This is a genomic window from Frateuria defendens (genome assembly GCF_001182895.1).
Lineage (GTDB): Bacteria > Pseudomonadota > Gammaproteobacteria > Xanthomonadales > Rhodanobacteraceae > Frateuria_B > Frateuria_B defendens.
The window spans coordinates 61,203-78,122 of record NZ_LFQR01000007.1 but is presented as its reverse complement, the minus strand read 5'-3'; the positions used below and the strand labels follow the sequence as shown (position 1 = coordinate 78,122).

Here is a 16,920-nt window from a genome sequence, read left to right as displayed (position 1 = left end):
ACACGTTCAGTGCTGCATCAACACGGGGAGGTTCGCATGCACCAGCACGTAGCGCGTGGCGCCGCCCAGCACCCGCTCGCGCAGGCGCGAGTGGCTGTAGGCCCCCATCACCAGCAGGTCGGCGCGCATGCGGCGGGCCTCCTCCAGCAAGGCGGCCCCGGCTGCCGCCCCATCGGCGTGGAAGGCATGCCGCTTTGCCGCGATGCCGTGCCGCTCCAGGTATTCGAACGGATCGAAATGCGGCAGGCCATCGTCGTCGTCGCCCGCGCCGGCGGTCATGCCGTCGAGCACGCCGACCTCCTTCGCCTCGGCCAGCATCGGCAGCGCCGCATGGACCGCGCGCGCGGCCTCCAGGCTGCCGTTCCAGCCCACGACGACGCGATTGAAGCGAGGCTCGGCCGCGTAGTCGGGCGGCAGGATCAGGCACGGCATGCGGCACCCCAGCAGCGCCTCGCCCAGCACGTCGAGCAGGTCGCCCGGTTCGACGATGTCGCGCTCGATCACCGCCAGGTCGTGCCAGGCGCACAGCTGCCGCAGGGTGGGCGCCAGGCCGGCTTGCGCCAACGTCCAGCTCGCATGGGCCACGCCGTGGCGCCGCGCGAAGCCGGCGAAGTCGGCCCTGGCCGGATCGGTCGCCGGTTCGGCGTGGGGCTCGTTGAGCAACGCCATCACGGTGGGCTCGGCATCCGCGCCGCGCAATGCCCGCAGCACCGGGTCGATGAAGCAGCCGGTCAGTGTGCCGCCCCAGTGCGCGGCCAGCTGCGCGCCGACCGTCGCGGACGCGCTCCACGGCGTGGTGGCGGTGACCAGGGCCAGCACGTCGCCGATGCGCGGCAGCAGCACCGGGGCGACCGGCAACGCCGACGGCGGGCGGCGCGAGATCCGTCCTGACGAGCTACGCATGGCTGCCTCCCCTCTACAGATCCAGGCTATGGATGACCTGGGTCGCGTCCTGCGGATCGCGGCGACAGCGAAAGCCCAGGAATTCGGCCAACTCGTGCATCGGCTCGTTGGCGGCGGCGTCGATCGAGAACATCTGGCGGAATCCGTTCTTGCGTGCCACGTTGATGAGATGGCGCATCAACGTCACGCCGAGGCCGCGATGCCGCCAGTCGTCGGCCACCGTTACCGCGCATTCGCAATGCAGGTGGTCGTCCGAGGCGCTGTAGCGGCTCACGCCCACCTCGCGCAATTCGCCGTTGTCGTGCACCAGCGCCACGAAGGCCATGTTCCAGCGGTAGTCGACTTTCATCAGCTGGTCGAGCAGCGCGGGGCTCGCCTCGCGGATCTCGCCCAGGAAACGGAAATGGCGCGCGTTCGCCGACAGCCTTTCGATGAAGCGCTTCTCGCGCTCGCGGTCCTCCTCGCGCAGCGGACGCACCAGCACGTGGCTGCCGTCGTTCAGCGTCTCGATCCAGTGGTCGCCCGACAGCAGGGGCGGGCTGGCATCGATGGGGGGGGAGCCGGTGGATGGGGTGGACATGGACGACCTCCCGCGGGTGGCGACGCGCTCGCCGCCGGCGCATGCCGACGGCCCTGTGGCCATTACTACGCCGAAACCGGCGCTTCCGCTTGACCCAGGTCAAACAGAATCGCTCCCGCCTGCCAGGCCAACGCTCAGCCCGTCTTGCTGCCATGCGAGGCGGGACTGCTGCACAGCGCGGCCAGCCGGTCGGGGCGAAGGATGCGCACCACTTTCCGGTTCACCTCGTGCAGCGCGCAGGCGCTGCAGCGCCTGCGCAGCTGGACCAGGTCGAGAACGACGGCGCCGGCCATCTTGGCATCACTCCAGCGGGTGCGATCAGCCCGTACGGATGCAGCCTACGATGGGCATCGTTACACCTTGCGCCACCCGGACATGCCGGGCACGCGGGCTCGAAACCATGCCGGCTCAGCGGTCGTCGAGACTGTGGTAGAGCTCCTCCTCCTGGGCGAAATGCAGCCCGAGCACGGTGTCCAGTCGCAGCAGGGTGCGCTGGATCTCCTCCAGCGAGGCAACGGTCACGCCGCCGGCGAGGTCGGCGACCATGCGCTGCAGGAGATGGATCAGCCTGAAGATCTCGCGGTGCGTATGGCTCATCGCGGCGAGCGGGTCCTCGCCATGCAGCCTGCGCGCGAGCTGCGGATACAGCTGCGCCTCGTCGGCCTGCTCGTGCGGCACGAGCTGCCGTTCGAGCCCCCGCAGCAATGCGTCCAGCTCGCTGCGCGCCTGCGCGGGCGGGTCGCTGGCAACCCGCTCGGCGGCGCGGCGCACCTGCTGCAGCACGGGCGCCAGCGCCGCATGCTCTTCGCGCAGGCGGTCGATGACGGCGCCGCCCAGCGCCGGCGGCGCCCGGCCGCCCAGCACGCGCAAGGCATTGGCGATCACGGCCACGTCGATCGCCTCCTGCAGCACCGCGCCGGCCAGCGCCGGCAGCAGGCCGGCCGCCGCCCACAGCATCGCCAGCAGCGACAGCCCCATCCCGGCCAGCACGCCCTGCACCGCGATGCGCCGTGCGCGGCGCGCGATGCACAGGGCCTCCGCGACGCGGTCCAGGCGATCGACCAGCAGCACGACGCCGGCCGCCTCGGACGAGGCGGACGCCCCCCGCGCGCCCAGCGCCACGCCCACGTCGGCCGCGGCCAGCGCCGGCGCGTCGTTGATGCCGTCGCCGATCATCATCGTGACGCCTTGGCGGCGACCCTCGGCGATCGCCGCCAGCTTGGCGGCCGGGGTGAGGCCGGCCCGCACCTCGTCCACGCCGGCGGCCACGCCGACCAACTGCGCCGCCTCGGCGCGGTCGCCGGTCAGCATCACGATCCGCCGGATGCCGGCCTGGCGCAGCCGCCGCAGGGCGCCGGGCGACTCCTGCCGGAGGCGGTCGTCGAACAGCACCGCGCCGGCCATGGCGCCATCGACGGCGACGAAGCTGCCGTCCAGCAGCTCGTGGTTCATGCGGCGCAGCATCGCACCGGACCACGGCTCCGCCGGCACCGCCGCCGCCACGTAGCCGTGTTCGCCCAGCCACACCTCGCGGCCGGCCACGGTGCCGCAAAGGCCGGCGCCCGCGCTCTCCCGCACCGCTTGCGGCGGCTCCAGCGGCGCCCGCTCGCGCGCGGCCTGGGCGATCGCCTGCGCCACCGGATGCGGCGAGGCCTGCGCCAGCGATCCGGCCAGGTGCAGCAGTTGCGCGGGCGCATACGTGCCCGCGCTCTCCACCGTGCGCACGCCGATCCTGCCCGCCGTCAGCGTGCCGGTCTTGTCGAGGAACAGCTGCTGCACGCGCGCCAGCGCCTCCAGCGTGGCGCCGTCCTTGACCAGGATGCCGCGGCGCGCGCAGCGCGAGATGCCGCCTACGATCGCCACCGGCACGGCCAGGATCAGCGGGCACGGCGTGGCGACCACCAGCACCGCCAGCACCCGCAACGGATCGCCACTGAGCAGCCACGCCACGCCGGCCACCGCCAGCGTGAGCGGGATCAGCGCCAGCGCGTAGCGGTCGGCCAGCCGCGCGGACGGCGCCCGCGACTGCCGCGCCGCCTCGGCCAGCTTCACGATGCCGGCATAGGTGCTTTGCGCGGCGGTCGCGGTGGCGCGCAGGTCGAACGGCGGGCCGGCGTTCACCCCGCCGCTGCGCACGGCATCGCCGGCGCCACGATTCACCGGCAACGGTTCGCCGGTGAGTGCCGCCTCGTCCAGCAGCGCCATCGCGTCGATCACCTCGCCATCGACCGGCAGCACGTCGCCCGTCCTCACCAGCAGGCGGTCGCCCGGACGCACCCGCTCCACCGCGACCTGTTCAAGGAGGCCGCCCCGGTAGCACCAGGCGAAGCGGGGGGCGCGGTCGATCAGCCGACGCAGCTCCCGCTCGGCGCGGCGCTCGGTATAGCGCTCAAGCGCGCGTCCCCCGGCCAGCATCAGGGCGATCACCGCCGCCACCAGCGCCTGGCCGAGCGACACCGCCCCCACGATCGCCAGCAGGGCGATCAGATCCACCCCCACCTGGCGGCGCCACAGCCGGGCCGCGCTTTCCGCCGCCAGCCAGGCCGCCAGCAGCAGGGCGCTGGCGTTCCAGGCCAGTCGAGCCGTTTCGGCGAGGCCCAGCCAGCGGGCCAGGCCGCCACCCGCCAGCGCCAGCAGCGTGATGCCCAGCAAGGCGGCGTCGAGCCATGCGCGCGGCGGTTTCAGTGGCACACCAGCACCGGCACGTCGCAGCCCAGCAGCACCTTGTGCGTCTCGCTGCCCAGCAGCAGCCGGCGCACGCCGGTGCGGCCGTGCGAGGCCATCACGATCAGGTCGCAGTGGTGCGCCGCCGCCGACGCGATGATGGCCTCGTGGGGGGCGTGGTCGAAGGCGTATTCGCCCTCGCAGGCCATGCCGGCGGCCTCGGCGCGCCGGCGCACCTCGTCCAGATAGGACTCGGCGCGGGCGATCGCCTCCTGTGTGTAGAGCGCCTCGGGCGCCTCGATCATCTCGACCTGGTAGGTGATGGCGACGAAGGGCTTGGCCACGTGGATGGCATAGAGCCGTGCACCGCACAGCTTCGCCAGCTTGATGCCCATGTCCACCGCCCGCAGGGACAGCTCGGAACCGTCGGTGGGAAGCAGGATGTGCTGGAACATGACGCCCTCCTCATGCCGCTCAGCGGCAGCTGTAGCCGCCATCGATGACCAGCTCGCTGCCGGTCACGAACTTCGACTCGTCCGAGGCGAGGTAGACCACGCCCCAGGCGATGTCGTCGGGTTCGCCCATGTGCCCCAACGGATGCAGCGCGCCGACCTCGCGGCGCAGCTGTTCCAGGTCGCCGCCGGTCGCGGCGAGGTGGTGCTCCACCATCGGCGTCCAGATGTAGCCGGGGTGGATCGAGTTCACCCGGATGCGGTCGGCGGCATAGAGCAGCGCGTCGGTCTTGCTCATCAGCCGCACCGCACCCTTGGAGGCGTGGTACGGCGGCACGTCCGGCGCGCCGACCAGGCCGTAGATCGAGGACAGGTTGATGATGCTGCCGCCGCCCGCGGCGCGCAGCGGGGCGATGGCGTGCTTGGTGCAGAAGAACACGCCCTTCACGTTCACCGCCTGCACGCGGTCCCACTCGGCCTCGGTGATCTCGTGGGTGGGCTTGTTGGCGCCGGCGATGCCGGCGTTGTTGACCAGCACGTCCAGCCGGCCGAAGGCGGCCAGCATGTCCGCCAGCAGGCGCTGCACCTCGGCCTCGACGGCGACGTCCGCGTGGAAGTAGCGCGCGCGGTCGCCAAACCGTTCCGCCAGCTGCCGCCCCGGCCCGTCGAGCACATCGGCCACCGCCACCCTCGCGCCCGCCTCCACCAGCCGGTTCACGCAGGCCGCGCCAATGCCCAGTGCGCCGCCTGTGACCAAGGCCACCTTGCCGTCGAGTCTGCTCATCGCCGTACCCTCCCAGCACGGCACCAGCTTGCGACGCCTCCGGCGCGGTCGTCTTGACGTCGATCAAGCGCCACGTCGGGGCATGGCGCGATGATGGAGCCCACGCCGCGGACGGGAGATTGCGATGCTCGATATGGTCGTCAACGTCGGCAAGGCGCGCGCCGACTCGCCCTTCATCCCCGGCGCGCTGGAGCTGGCCAGGCGCGAGCGGGCCTTCGTCACCGGGCTGCAGGTGGTGGCGGTGTACCCCTCGCTGCTGGGCCAGGCCGAAGTCGCCGCCCTGATCGCCGCCGAGGAGCGCGATGCGCGGATGCGCCAGGAATGGTGGCTCGAACTGTGCCGCAAGGCCGGCGTCGAGGGGGCCTGGGAAGTGCTGCGCGGCATCTACGTCACCTCGCTCGCCAAGCGCTCGCAGCTGGCGGACCTCCTGGTCTGCGAGCTGCCGGTACGTGCCCCCGAGGCGCCGGCGGGCTTCGACGAGTTGACTCGCGTGCTGTTCGCCGACACCTCGCCGATGCTGCTGGTGCCCGATACCTGGACCGGCACGCTGTCGGCGCAGCGCGTGCTGATCGCCTGGAACGGCAGCGGCGAGGCGGCGCGCGCGGCCAAGGCGGCGCTGCCGCTGCTGGAGCACGCCACCGCGGTGCGCGTGCTGGACGGCACCCGCGTCGCCCTGCCCGGCATCGGCCCGCCACCGCCACCGCTGCGCGAGTGGCTGGAGCGCCATGGCATCCGGGCGCAATGGCAGCACTTCGAGGCCGAGCGCGACACCGGCCGCGCCCTGCTGGCGGAAGCCCGGGGGATGCAGGCCGACCTGCTGGTGATGGGCGCCTGGGGACGCTCGCGGATGAGCGAGCTGATCCTCGGCGGCGCCACGCGCTGGATGCTCGACCACGCCTCGCTGCCGCTGCTGCTGACGCACTGACGCCCGTGCGGCAGCGGCCCCGTCCTCGCGCCGCGTTCACCCCAAAAGGACATCGCGTCCCGCCTTCGCCCCATAGTGTGGGGCGCTTTCCCAAGCCCTGCCGTGGAGCCCGCCATGCCCGAGCCCTTGTCCGAGGACCTCCTGCAACGCATGCACGCCTACTGGCGCGCGGCGAACTACCTCACCGTGGGCCAGATCTATCTGCAGGACAACCCGCTGCTGGAGGTGCCGCTGGAGCGGCGGCACATCAAGCCGCGCCTGCTCGGCCACTGGGGCACCACCTCGGGGCTGAACTTCCTCTACGTGCATCTCAACCGCCTGATCAAGGCGCACAACCTCGACATGATCTACGTGATCGGCCCGGGCCACGGCGGGCCCGGCCTGGTCGCGCATGCCTACCTGGAAGGCTCCTATACCGAGGTCTATCCCGATATCGAGCGCGACAGGAACGGTATGCGCCGGCTGTTCCGCCAGTTCTCCTGGCCCTACGGCATCCCCAGCCACGTGGCGCCGGAAACGCCCGGCTCCATCCACGAGGGCGGCGAGTTGGGCTACTCGCTGGCGCATGCCTACGGCGCGGCCTTCGACAACCCGGACCTGGTCGTGGCCTGCGTGGTGGGCGACGGCGAGGCGGAAACCGGCGCGCTCGCCACCAGCTGGCACTCCAACAAGTTCCTCAACCCCGCGCGCGACGGCGCGGTGCTGCCCATCCTGCACTTGAACGGCTACAAGATCGCCAACCCCACCCTGCTGGCGCGCATCCACCCGGACGAGTTGAACGAACTCTTCCGCGGCTACGGCTACGTTCCCATAGTGGTCGAGGGCGACGAGCCGCTGCGCATGCACCAGCAGCTGGCCGCGGCGCTGGACGCCGCGTTGGCGCGGATCCGCGAGATCCAGCACAACGCACGCGCGGCCTCCGCGAAGACGCCGCCGCCCCGCCCGCGCTGGCCGCTGATCGTGCTGCGCACGCCCAAGGGCTGGACCGGGCCGAAAGTGGTCGACGGCCTGCCGGTGGAAGGCACCTGGCGCGCGCACCAGGTGCCGATCAAGGACTTCGACGACCCGGCCCACGTCACACTGCTCGAAGACTGGCTGCAAAGCTACCGGCCGCGCGAGCTGTTCGACGGGGACGGACGCTTCCGCGCCGAGCTGGCCGAACTGGCGCCCACCGGCCTGCGGCGCATGGGCTGCAACCCGCACGCCAACGGCGGCGCGCTGCTCAAGCCGCTCACCCTGCCGCATTTCCGCGACCACGCCGTCGAGGTGCCGGCGCCGGGCGCCGCCGAGGCGGAGTCCACCCAGGTGCTGGGCACCTTCCTGCGCGAGGTGATGAAGCTCAACGCCGAGGCGCGCAACTTCCGCCTGTTCGGCCCCGACGAGACCGCCTCCAACCGCCTGCAGGACGTGTTCGCGGCCTCGCCCAAGACCTGGATGGCACAGATCGAGCCGGTGGACGTGAACCTCTCCCCGGACGGCCGGGTGATGGAGGTGCTCAGCGAGCACCTCTGCCAGGGCTGGCTGGAGGGTTACCTGCTCACCGGCCGCCACGGCCTGTTCTCCTGCTACGAGGCCTTCATCCACATCATCGACTCGATGTTCAACCAGCACGCGAAGTGGCTGAAGACCACCCGGCAGATTCCCTGGCGCGCGCCGATCGCCTCGCTCAACTACCTGCTCACCTCGCACGTGTGGCGGCAGGACCACAACGGTTTCTCGCACCAGGACCCGGGCTTCCTCGACCACGTCGCCAACAAGAAGGCTGGCGTGGTGCGCATCTACCTGCCGCCCGACGCCAACTGCCTGCTGTCGGTGGCCGACCACTGCCTGCGCAGCCGCCACTACGTCAACCTGATCGTGGCCGGCAAGCAGCCGGCCTGGCAGTGGCTGGACGTCGAATCGGCCGCCCGTCATTGCAGCGCCGGCGCGGGCACCTGGGCGTGGGCCGGCAACGAGGGCGGCGGCGAGCCGGACGTGGTGATGGCCTGCGCCGGCGACGTGCCCACGCTGGAAACGCTGGCCGCGGTGACGCTGCTGCGCGAATACGTGCCGGACCTGCGCATCCGCGTGGTCAACGTGGTCGACCTGATGGCATTGCAACCGCCGGGCGAGCACCCGCACGGCCTGAGCGACCACGACTTCGACGAACTCTTCACCCGCGACCGGCCGGTGATCTTCGCCTTCCACGGCTACCCCGGCCTGATCCACCGCCTGGCCTACCGCCGGCACAACCACGACAACTTCCACGTGCGCGGCTACAAGGAGGAAGGCACCACCACCACGCCGTTCGACATGGCGGTGATGAACAACCTCGACCGCTACCAGCTCGCGCTGGACGCCATCCTGCGCGTACCGCGGCTGGCCGGCCTGGCCCAGGTGGCCACCGACCGCTACTGGACCACCATGGAGCGCCACAAGCTGTACGTCAGCGAGCACGGGGAGGACTTGCCCGAGGTGCGCGACTGGCGCTGGACGCCATGGCCGGCGGCGCCATGACGCGGCAGCCGCGCGCCGTGCTGGCCCTCAACCTCGGCTCCTCCTCGCTGAAGTTCGCCCTGCACCGGACCGGCGAGCCCGGCCTGCCGGCGCTGCTCGCCGGCGAGGTCGAGGGGCTGGGCGGCGAGCAAGGCAGGTTGCGCGTGCGCGGCGCGCAGGGCGAGGCGCTACGGGACGAGGCCATGCCCGGCGCCGACGCGCAGGCGGTGATCGCCCGCCTGCGCCGCCTCATCGAGGAACGGGCGACCCCGCCGCCCGAGGCGATCGGCCACCGCCTCGTCCACGGCGGCCCCGAACTCTGCCGTGACGTGCGCCTCGACGCGGCCGTGCTGGCCCGGCTCGAACGCGCCGCCGCCTTCGCGCCGCTGCACGTGCCGGCCGCGCTGGCGGTTATCCGTGCCGCCGCGGAACACTTCCCCGGCCTGCCCCAGGTCGCCTGCCTGGACACCGGCTTCCACGCCGACCTGCCCACGGTGGCGCGCACCCTGCCGCTGGATCGCGCGCTGTACGAGGCAGGCGTGCGGCGCTACGGCTTCCACGGGCTCTCGTGCGCCTCCATCCTCGCCCAGTGGACGCAGGCCCTGCCCTCGCGGCTGGTGATCGCGCACCTGGGCAGCGGCGCCAGCGTGACGGCGGTGCGCGAGGGCCGCTCGGTGGACACCAGCATGGGCATGACGCCCTCGGGCGGCGTGATGATGGCCACGCGCTGCGGCGACCTCGACCCTGGCGTGCTGGCCTACCTCGCCCGCGAGAAGCACATGGATGCCGCCGCCATCGAGCAACTGGTCGACCACCGTTCCGGCCTGCTCGGCGTATCCGGGCTCAGTGGCGACATGCGCGCCCTGCGCCGGGCCGCCGCGTCGCACCCTTCCGCCCGGCTCGCCATCGACCTGTTCGTCCACACGCTGCGCAAGCAGATCGCGGCGATGATCGCCGTGCTCGGCGGCGTGGACGCCCTGGTGTTCACCGGCGGCATCGGCGAGCACGACGCCGACACGCGCGAGGCGGTCTGCGATGGCCTGGCGTGGGCCGGCGTCGTGCTCGATCCCGGGCGCAACCGCAACCGGGCCGACCCGGTGAGCACGGACGCCTCGCCCTGCCTGGTCCGCGTGCTGCCCGCGCAGGAGGAGCGCCAGATTTGCCGGCAGGTGTGGCAGAGCATGGCCTGAATCGGCCGCGGGCCTCCTCTCGAATAGGCGTGGAGACCGTGCGTGAGGAGAGCGCGCCCCTCTAGCTCATGGACATATAGACGTCCATACGAAAGCCATCCACGCCGCCCGCTCAGCCAGCCGCCGGCGGCTCCGGCCGGCGCGGCAGCCCCTCCATCAGCGGCTTGACCAGCTCCAGTGGCAACGGGAACACGATGGTGGAGGATTTGCCGCCGCTGGCCATGTCGGCCAGCGTCTGCAGGTAGCGCAGGCTCAGCGCCTGCGGCTGCTGCGACAGCAGCGCGGCGGCGTCGCGCAGCTTCTCGGCGGCCTGCAATTCGCCCTCGGCGTGGATCACCTTGGCGCGCCGCTCGCGCTCGGCCTCGGCCTGGCGGGCGATGGCACGCACCATGGTCTCGTTGAGGTCCACGTCCTTGATCTCGACGTTGGTGACCTTGATGCCCCACGGGTCGGTGGCCTCGTCCAGGATCTGCTGCAGGCTGCGGTTGATCGAGTCGCGCTGGGAGAGGATCTCGTCCAGCTCGTGCTGGCCGAGCACCGAGCGCAGCCGCGTCTGCGCCAGCTGCATGGTGGCCTGGTAGAAATCGGCCACCTGCAGGATCGACTTGTCCGCCTCCACCACGCGGAAATACACCACGGCGTTGACCCGCACCGACACGTTGTCGCGCGAGATCACGTCCTGCGGCGGCACATCCATCACCGTCACCCGCAGGTCCACCCGCGTCATCCGCTGCACCACCGGCACCAGCAGCACCAGCCCCGGCCCCTTGATGCCGGTATAGCGGCCGAGCGTGAGCACCACGCCGCGCTGGTACTCCGGCAGCACCTTGATCGCCATGAACAGCAGCGCGACGGCGAATACCACCAGTACACCGAGGAATCCGAACATGGCCATGTCTCCGGTCGTGTCGATCATGTGGGCTCCACCCATAGCAGCAGCCCTTCGCGGCGCAGCACGCGTACGCGCGCGCCGGCGGGCAAGGCCACGGCGCAGCGCACGCGCCATTCCTCGCCCTGGATGCGCGCCCAGGCTTCACCGTCCGCATTCAGTGGTTGCAGCAGCTCGCCGGTCACCTGTTGCATGGCGCTCTCGCCGGTGAAGCGCGGCGCGGTGCGCGCGCGCATCACCAGGCGCAGCAGCGCGCCGAGCACGATCATGGCGCTCACTGCGATGCCAGCGATCACGCCCAGGTTCACCGCGTAGCCGGGCACGCCCGTGCGGAACAGCATGATCGAGCCGACCACGAAGGCGATCACGCCGCCGATGCCCAACGCGCCCACGCTGGGCATGAATGCCTCGGCCAGCAGCAGCCCCACGCCCAGCGCCATCAGGGCCAGCCCGGCGTAGTTCACCGGCAGCAATTGCAAGGCGTACAGGCCGATCAGCAGGCAGATGCCGCCGACGATGCCGGGCAGGAAGGCGCCCGGGTGCAGCGCTTCCAGGATTAGCCCATAGATGCCGGCGAGCAGCAGCAAATAGGCCAGAGTGGGATTGGTGACGATGGCCAGGAAGCGCGTGCGCCAGTTCGGCGCGTAGTCGCGCAGCGGCAGGCCGGCGAGCGCGAGCGTCAGCGTGCGCTCGCCCAGGCGCACCGTGCGGCCGTCGGCCTGCGCCAGCAGCGCGGCGGTGTCGGCCGCCACGAAGTCGATCACGTGCTTGTCCGCCGCCTCGCCGGCGGTCAGCGTGGCGGCGCCGCGCACCGCCTGCTCCGCCCACGCCGCATTGCGCCCGCGCAGTTGCGCCAGGGAGCGCAGGTAGGCGATGGCGTCGTTGAGCACCTTGTTCTCCTCGGCGTTCTTCAGCGGCGTGTCGGCGGCCGGGGCGGCACTCTTCGACGAGGCGGGCTGTTCGTCCCCCAGCGGCGAGGGCATCGGTGTCTTGCCGCCGAACGACACCGGCGTGGCCGCGCCCAGGTGCGTGGCCGGCGCCATCGCCGCGAGGTGGCAGGCATAGAGGATGTAGGTGCCGGCAGAGGCGGCGCGCGCGCCGCCCGGCGCCACGTAGCCGAGCACCGGCACCTTCGCGGCGAGGATGTCGGCGATCACCAGGCGCATCGACTCGGCCAGGCCGCCCGGCGTGTCCATCTGCAGCACGATCGCGGCGGCGCCCTCGTCGGTCGCCCGCTGCATCGCATCGTCCACGTACTCGGCCGCCGCGGGGCCGATCGGCCCATCCAGCTCGATGCGGGCCACGAAGCCGCCGCGCGCCGGCGGCCCGGCCGCAAACGCCGCCATGCCGAGCAGCAGGATCGCCACGGCACTGCAGAGGACTCCACTCCACCGCCTCATGACGCGGCCTCCGGTGGGCCGGTGGGACGGCTCCACTGTGCGCCGATCTATGTTGAGGCTGCGTTAGATCGCCGCGCCTCGGCGGCCCGGCCGGCGGTGGAGGGCCGGTGGCCTTTCCACCTCCGGGGTCTGCACGGCCGCGACGGCCCCGGCCTCGCGTGCGGGGCAGCGGCCCGCCTGCTGCCCGGCGCGGCGAGGGCATGGCCGCTCTCGTTGGCCTTGGAACTGCCCGTGATCCTTCCGCCGGCGCGTCGGGCCGGCATGCAGGAGCGCGCCCTGCGCGCGGCGGCAACGCGGCGGCATCGGCGCCGTGCGGGTTTTCGCGCGCAAGGCGCGCTCCTGCAACGACGACATAGCCCTCGCAGGGGGGGCCGTCCACAGGCCCTTCGGCATGCGGAATAGGTTCGCGCGATGGGGTTGAACGAGGCGCAGCGCCTCGGCGCTGGCGGGCGCCGGGTCACGCGGTCAGAGGCAGGACACCGCCTCGTCGCGGTAATGCACGTCGTAGGTCTTCTTCTGCACTTCGTACAGCACCACCTGCGCGGCGCCGGCGTTGTTGGTGATCACCAGGCGCTCGGTGATCTTCGCCTTGCCGTCGTGGGCGTCGATGCGGGCGTCGCCGTCCTTGTTCGACACGCTCACGTCCTGCGTCAGCGCCGTCCACTTCGGCTGCACACACTGCACATAGGCCTCCACGCTCTTGGTGGACTGCGAGCTCAGGCGCGGCAGCTGGTCCGAAATACCCTTCCTGATCGAGCAGCCCGCCAGCAGCACGGCGGCGACGGCGATGGGAAGAATCAGCTTCATGGTTTCCATCCGGCATGGCGAAAAGCGAAGTGTACCCGGCTCCGGCAGGGCTTGGGGCGCCACGCCTACGGCAACCGGCGCACTCAGGGCTTGCGCGTGGTGGTGATGGCGGCGCCTTGCTGCAAGGTCAGCGTCACCGGCGTGCGGGCCGCGATCTCCAGCAGGCGACTCCACTGCTCCTCGCCCAGCGCCGCCGTGCTGCTCAGCTCGCGCGCGATGTAGGTGTTGCCCTCGCGGTCCTTGGACAGGGCCAGTTCCACCTGCAACTCGCCCAATTCCCAGCCCTTCTTCTCTGCGTACATGCGCAGGGTGATCGCGGTGCAGGCGCCGAGGCCGGCCAGCACGTAGTCGTAGGGCGCGGGGCCGGCGTCCTGGCCGCCGGCGGCGGCCGGCTCGTCCGCCACCAGCGCATGGCGGCCGGTGGCGATGTCGTGGCGGTAGTGCACGGCGGTGGAATGCACGCTGGCGTGGGCGATGGCGCGGGTAGCCGGTTTCATGGCGGGTCCTTGGGAGGTGTCAGTCGACAAGCGTGCTGGCGATGCGGATCTCGCCCGTCAGCACCTTGTGGATGGGGCAGGCATTGGCCACCTGCAACAGGCGCTCGCGCTGCTCGGCGCTCAGCGCCCCGTGCAGGGTGATGCGGCGGCTGATGGCGCTGGCGCCGCCGGCCGGCGGGCCGTCGGGGTTGAACTTCAGCTCCACCTCCACGCCGGCCAGCGGCCACTTCTTGCGCGCGGCGTACATCTCCAGCGTGATCGTGGTGCAGGCGCCGAGCGCCGACAGCAGCAGGCGGTGCGGCGACGGGCCAGCGTTGGCGGCCGGCGTATCCGGCGGCTCGTCGGCCAGCCACTGGTGGCCCAGGTCGTCGCTGAGGTCGACGGTATACGGCGTGCCGCGGCTGCTTGCCTTGACGGTGGGAATATCGCTCACGGTGCAGGCCTCCTGGAAATGGGTGGCACGATGCTATAGCAGCCGCGCGGCGCCGATCAGGCGGCACGGGAGAAACGCTGCGATCGCGGGGAGGGCACGCTGGCGGAGATCGCCCATGCGCCAGTGGCCGGATACGGGGCATGAGCAGCGAGGCGGACAGCACGTCCGGCGGGTGGATCACCCAGACGCGACGGATGGAGGCAAACTTCATCACGCTGCCCAACACACGACAGCCTCGCCACGGTTCCGTGCAAGGCCCATGGCGAAATATCCAGCCCGCACGAAGGCTTCGTGCGAGCCTGTGCTCAATCGGCCGCCCATGCCGGACGACCCGCCGCACTACAATCGCCCTTCCCCGCCGCCTGCCTCGCCGCCCGCCCCGCCGTGACCCAGCCCATCGCCAGCACCCTGCACCTGCCGCCCGGCCCGTGGGCCACGGTGCTCGACGGCCTGGCCGCGCACTTCCCCGCCATCGGCCGCGAGCAATGGCTGGACCGCATCGCGCGCGGCCGCGTGCTCGACGGCGCGGGCCAGCCCATCGCGCCGCATACGCCCTACCGCGAAGGCGCGCGCATCCGCTACTTCCGCGAAGTGGCCGACGAGCCGGAGATCCCGTTCGAGGCCACGGTGCTGCATGCCGACGCGCACCTGGTGGTGGCCGACAAGCCGCATTTCCTCCCGGTGACGCCGGCCGGCGGCTACGTGCGCGAAACCCTGCTGGCGCGACTCATCCGCCAGCTCGACAACCCGCAGTTGGTGCCGCTGCACCGCATCGACCGCGCCACCGCCGGCCTGGTGTTGTTCTCCGCCAACCCCGCCACGCGCGCCGCCTACCAGGCGCTGTTCCCCGAACGGCGCATCCGCAAGCGCTACGAGGCCCTGGCGCCGCCGCTGCCGCAGCAGGCGTTCCCGCTGGTGCGCCGCAGCCGCATCGAGCCGGGCGAGCCGTTCTTCCGCATGCGCGAAGCGCCCGGCGCGACCAACAGCGAAACCCGCCTCGACGTGATCGAGCGCGGCACTTCGCACTGGCGCTACGCCCTGCACCCGCACACCGGCCGCAAGCACCAGCTGCGCGTGCACATGGCGGCGCTGGGCGCCCCCATCCTCAACGATCCTTTCTACCCCTCGCTGCAAGACGAGGCGCCCGACGACTACGCCCGGCCGTTGAAACTACTGGCGCAGGAGCTGGCCTTCCTCGACCCCCTCACCGGCGAAGCCAGAACCTTCACCAGCCAGCTGGCGTTGTAGGAGCGCGCCTCGCGCGCGACCGCCCCAACCTCAGCCTCAGCCGAAACGCCAACGCCTCACTCGCCCTCGTCCGCCTGCTTCGGCTTGCGCCCCCGCTTGGGCTTGGCCTCCGCCGCCGCGATCAGCGACTGTAGGTAGGCAATGCCCTCCTCCTCCGGGAAAAAGGCCACCACGTCGGCAATGGTCAGCTTGTGGCGTTGCTTCAAGGCCAGGAACTCGGCCTTCGCGCCCTCCATGCGGATCTCTTCGGGCGTCTTGTCGGAGCGCTTGGCGATTTCCTTGTCGAGGGCGGCAAGCTCTTCCTGGAAGCGCCGGAATGGGTCATGAGGTAGGGCCATGGAATCAGATGAGCTCTTGGGCGACGCAGCCCCGGCCGCGTCCGGCTGGAACACGGGGCCGCAATGATCGGGATACGGATGCCTCGCTGCGCCGCGCTGTCCGCGCTGGGCCGGCACTCCAGCACGCATTCTGTGGGACTGGGCTGGGGGTTGCAATCCCGCTCACCCGATAGGCGGCCATCGACGCCGCAATGCCTCTTCATTCCTGGCCAGCGGCGAGCAAACAAGACACGGCGGCACGACGGGCGACGTCAAACCTAGCTATGATCAACCCTGGACTCTAAACCCGACCGCTACTGAAAGCGGGGAGGGTGTCGAACTTTCAGCAGCACTTGGGGGAGTGTATGAGCAGAAAGAACAAACGAAAGAAGAATACGAGCGCTAAACACGCGCAATACGCATCATCCGCCCAGAGCCAGACAAACTGGGGGCTTGTGGGTGCCATTATCACTGTCATAGGTATCGTTGTGGGCGCCGGAGTCACTTGGGCCACCACATCCTGGAGCCTAAGATCTGGTGGGTCCCTAAAATCTGCCGAAGTGGCACTAAAGTTTGGCAACGACCGGCTTGAACAAGACGAAACCTCTCAGGTTTTCGTTGCCGCAGGGTCGAAAATCAACATCAAGGACAAGATTCTCATCCCCGTACAGATGTCCTTGACGAATATGGGCGAAACCGTCCTCACGAACGTTCGCCTTACACTTGTCTATGACAAGCACGCTCAGTTCAAGATTGACAACATGAATAAGTATCTCGAGTCGAACGGCACCTTGATGCCGGGAGACATGGAGGAGGTAACGAACGCCAGTGGCAGTGACGGGCGTGTCTATACCAATTTCAATTTGACCAAACTGAACATCAAGGGCACGAAGTCGATTTCGTATGGCCTACAAGCCTACGAAGTCGACTCGAAGTCTGACACCTTCGCTTTTGGAGCCAATCAGATCGCACTGGAAGTACTAGTAGAAGCGGATGGCGTGCCTCGAAAGCATTTCCATCTGAACTATGACGTGTTGCCGGCAGATGGATGCGCAGGCCTGGACAGCATGTATAAGTTGCTTTACGCGAAACTTGGCTATCTCGAACACGCAAGGAAGTCCTATACGGACTACCTGGTTTGTGCGGACTATCGTTCGCTTGATACGCCGGATGGGCGATACTGGTTCCCGCTCGGGCAGATTCAGGCAAGCAAAGCGATCGTGGAAGCTCGCCGAGGCTCAACGCCAAGTCGGTAAAACATCAGCCTTACCGCAACGCTACGATACTCATCACTCCATCCTCTCAAAGTATGGAGCCTCCGAGAAAGCCGGGGCGGTTCATGGGTGATAGGCTGCG

At 70.3% G+C, this 16,920-nt stretch carries 17 protein-coding genes; 5 read left to right on the top strand and 12 right to left on the bottom strand.

Annotated elements, in window-relative coordinates:
- Positions 1-6: 6 nt before the first annotated feature.
- The 6 genes from ACH65_RS02405 to ACH65_RS02385 form a co-directional block, all read right to left on the bottom strand.
- A complete protein-coding gene (locus tag ACH65_RS02405) occupies positions 7-903 on the bottom strand; it encodes a universal stress protein (RefSeq protein ID WP_082190098.1) in 897 nt (298 codons plus the stop codon).
- A gap of 13 nt (positions 904-916) precedes the next feature.
- A complete protein-coding gene (locus ACH65_RS02400) occupies positions 917-1,483 on the bottom strand; it encodes a GNAT family N-acetyltransferase (RefSeq protein ID WP_049620974.1) in 567 nt (188 codons plus the stop codon).
- A 134-nt stretch (positions 1,484-1,617) separates the two neighbouring features.
- Positions 1,618-1,776 (bottom strand): hypothetical protein, encoded by a 159-nt coding sequence (locus ACH65_RS19540; protein ID WP_153242434.1) that lies wholly within the window; start codon positions 1,774-1,776, stop codon positions 1,618-1,620.
- Between the two features lie 115 nt (positions 1,777-1,891).
- Positions 1,892-4,174: a heavy metal translocating P-type ATPase gene (locus ACH65_RS02395; RefSeq protein WP_202594122.1), complete on the bottom strand. Its 2,283-nt coding sequence runs from the start codon at positions 4,172-4,174 to the stop codon at positions 1,892-1,894.
- Entirely contained in the window at positions 4,165-4,602 is a 438-nt protein-coding gene (locus ACH65_RS02390; RefSeq protein ID WP_049620973.1) for a universal stress protein, read from the bottom strand. Before ACH65_RS02390 ends, ACH65_RS02395 begins: the two co-directional genes overlap by 10 nt.
- A gap of 19 nt (positions 4,603-4,621) precedes the next feature.
- Complete coding sequence (locus tag ACH65_RS02385; RefSeq protein WP_049620972.1) at positions 4,622-5,383, bottom strand: glucose 1-dehydrogenase; 762 nt, start codon at positions 5,381-5,383, stop codon at positions 4,622-4,624.
- A 124-nt stretch (positions 5,384-5,507) separates the two neighbouring features.
- Between ACH65_RS02385 and ACH65_RS02380 the strand changes: the two genes are divergently transcribed.
- The 3 genes from ACH65_RS02380 to ACH65_RS02370 all read left to right on the top strand — a co-directional run bounded on the left by ACH65_RS02380 (position 5,508) and on the right by ACH65_RS02370 (position 9,973).
- Positions 5,508-6,308: a universal stress protein gene (locus ACH65_RS02380; RefSeq protein ID WP_049620971.1), complete on the top strand. Its 801-nt coding sequence runs from the start codon at positions 5,508-5,510 to the stop codon at positions 6,306-6,308.
- Between the two features lie 114 nt (positions 6,309-6,422).
- Positions 6,423-8,804 carry a phosphoketolase family protein gene (locus tag ACH65_RS02375; protein WP_049620970.1) on the top strand — a complete coding sequence of 794 codons (2,382 nt, stop codon included), beginning with the start codon at positions 6,423-6,425 and terminating at the stop codon, positions 8,802-8,804.
- Complete coding sequence (locus tag ACH65_RS02370) at positions 8,801-9,973, top strand: acetate/propionate family kinase (RefSeq protein ID WP_082190106.1); 1,173 nt, start codon at positions 8,801-8,803, stop codon at positions 9,971-9,973. Before ACH65_RS02375 ends, ACH65_RS02370 begins: the two co-directional genes overlap by 4 nt.
- A gap of 112 nt (positions 9,974-10,085) precedes the next feature.
- Here the strand turns inward: ACH65_RS02370 and ACH65_RS02365 are convergent, their stop codons facing one another.
- From ACH65_RS02365 to ACH65_RS02345, 5 genes are all read right to left on the bottom strand, one after another.
- Positions 10,086-10,862, bottom strand: a complete 777-nt coding sequence (locus tag ACH65_RS02365; protein WP_082190105.1) for a slipin family protein — start codon at positions 10,860-10,862, stop codon at positions 10,086-10,088.
- 23 nt (positions 10,863-10,885) lie between these two features.
- Positions 10,886-12,229: an NfeD family protein gene (locus ACH65_RS02360; protein ID WP_336884794.1), complete on the bottom strand. Its 1,344-nt coding sequence runs from the start codon at positions 12,227-12,229 to the stop codon at positions 10,886-10,888.
- 498 nt (positions 12,230-12,727) lie between these two features.
- Positions 12,728-13,069: a putative periplasmic lipoprotein gene (locus ACH65_RS02355; protein WP_153242433.1), complete on the bottom strand. Its 342-nt coding sequence runs from the start codon at positions 13,067-13,069 to the stop codon at positions 12,728-12,730.
- 83 nt (positions 13,070-13,152) lie between these two features.
- Positions 13,153-13,566 (bottom strand): OsmC family protein, encoded by a 414-nt coding sequence (locus ACH65_RS02350; RefSeq protein ID WP_082190097.1) that lies wholly within the window; start codon positions 13,564-13,566, stop codon positions 13,153-13,155.
- 19 nt (positions 13,567-13,585) lie between these two features.
- Positions 13,586-13,999: an OsmC family protein gene (locus ACH65_RS02345; protein ID WP_082190096.1), complete on the bottom strand. Its 414-nt coding sequence runs from the start codon at positions 13,997-13,999 to the stop codon at positions 13,586-13,588.
- A gap of 384 nt (positions 14,000-14,383) precedes the next feature.
- On the opposite strand from ACH65_RS02345, the gene ACH65_RS02340 reads away from it, so the two are divergent.
- Positions 14,384-15,247: an RluA family pseudouridine synthase gene (locus tag ACH65_RS02340; protein ID WP_049620966.1), complete on the top strand. Its 864-nt coding sequence runs from the start codon at positions 14,384-14,386 to the stop codon at positions 15,245-15,247.
- A 56-nt stretch (positions 15,248-15,303) separates the two neighbouring features.
- On the opposite strand, the gene ACH65_RS02335 is transcribed toward ACH65_RS02340, so the two are convergent.
- Positions 15,304-15,639 carry a 2-hydroxyacyl-CoA dehydratase gene (locus ACH65_RS02335; RefSeq protein ID WP_336884793.1) on the bottom strand — a complete coding sequence of 112 codons (336 nt, stop codon included), beginning with the start codon at positions 15,637-15,639 and terminating at the stop codon, positions 15,304-15,306.
- Positions 15,640-15,929: 290 nt separating this feature from the next.
- Here ACH65_RS02335 and ACH65_RS19535 point away from each other — a divergent pair, with 290 nt between their 5' ends.
- Positions 15,930-16,820: a hypothetical protein gene (locus tag ACH65_RS19535; protein ID WP_153242432.1), complete on the top strand. Its 891-nt coding sequence runs from the start codon at positions 15,930-15,932 to the stop codon at positions 16,818-16,820.
- Positions 16,821-16,920 lie beyond the last annotated feature (100 nt).

Coding starts and splice junctions, on each gene's coding strand:
- ACH65_RS02405 (WP_082190098.1), bottom strand. CDS start 903: ATGCGTAGCTCGTCAGGACGGATCTCGCGCCGCCCGCCGTCGGCGTTG.
- ACH65_RS02400 (WP_049620974.1), bottom strand. CDS start 1,483: ATGTCCACCCCATCCACCGGCTCCCCCCCCATCGATGCCAGCCCGCCC.
- ACH65_RS19540 (WP_153242434.1), bottom strand. CDS start 1,776: ATGGCCGGCGCCGTCGTTCTCGACCTGGTCCAGCTGCGCAGGCGCTGC.
- ACH65_RS02390 (WP_049620973.1), bottom strand. CDS start 4,602: ATGTTCCAGCACATCCTGCTTCCCACCGACGGTTCCGAGCTGTCCCTG.
- ACH65_RS02385 (WP_049620972.1), bottom strand. CDS start 5,383: ATGAGCAGACTCGACGGCAAGGTGGCCTTGGTCACAGGCGGCGCACTG.
- ACH65_RS02380 (WP_049620971.1), top strand. CDS start 5,508: ATGCTCGATATGGTCGTCAACGTCGGCAAGGCGCGCGCCGACTCGCCC.
- ACH65_RS02375 (WP_049620970.1), top strand. CDS start 6,423: ATGCCCGAGCCCTTGTCCGAGGACCTCCTGCAACGCATGCACGCCTAC.
- ACH65_RS02370 (WP_082190106.1), top strand. CDS start 8,801: ATGACGCGGCAGCCGCGCGCCGTGCTGGCCCTCAACCTCGGCTCCTCC.
- ACH65_RS02365 (WP_082190105.1), bottom strand. CDS start 10,862: ATGTTCGGATTCCTCGGTGTACTGGTGGTATTCGCCGTCGCGCTGCTG.
- ACH65_RS02355 (WP_153242433.1), bottom strand. CDS start 13,069: ATGAAGCTGATTCTTCCCATCGCCGTCGCCGCCGTGCTGCTGGCGGGC.
- ACH65_RS02350 (WP_082190097.1), bottom strand. CDS start 13,566: ATGAAACCGGCTACCCGCGCCATCGCCCACGCCAGCGTGCATTCCACC.
- ACH65_RS19535 (WP_153242432.1), top strand. CDS start 15,930: ATGAGCAGAAAGAACAAACGAAAGAAGAATACGAGCGCTAAACACGCG.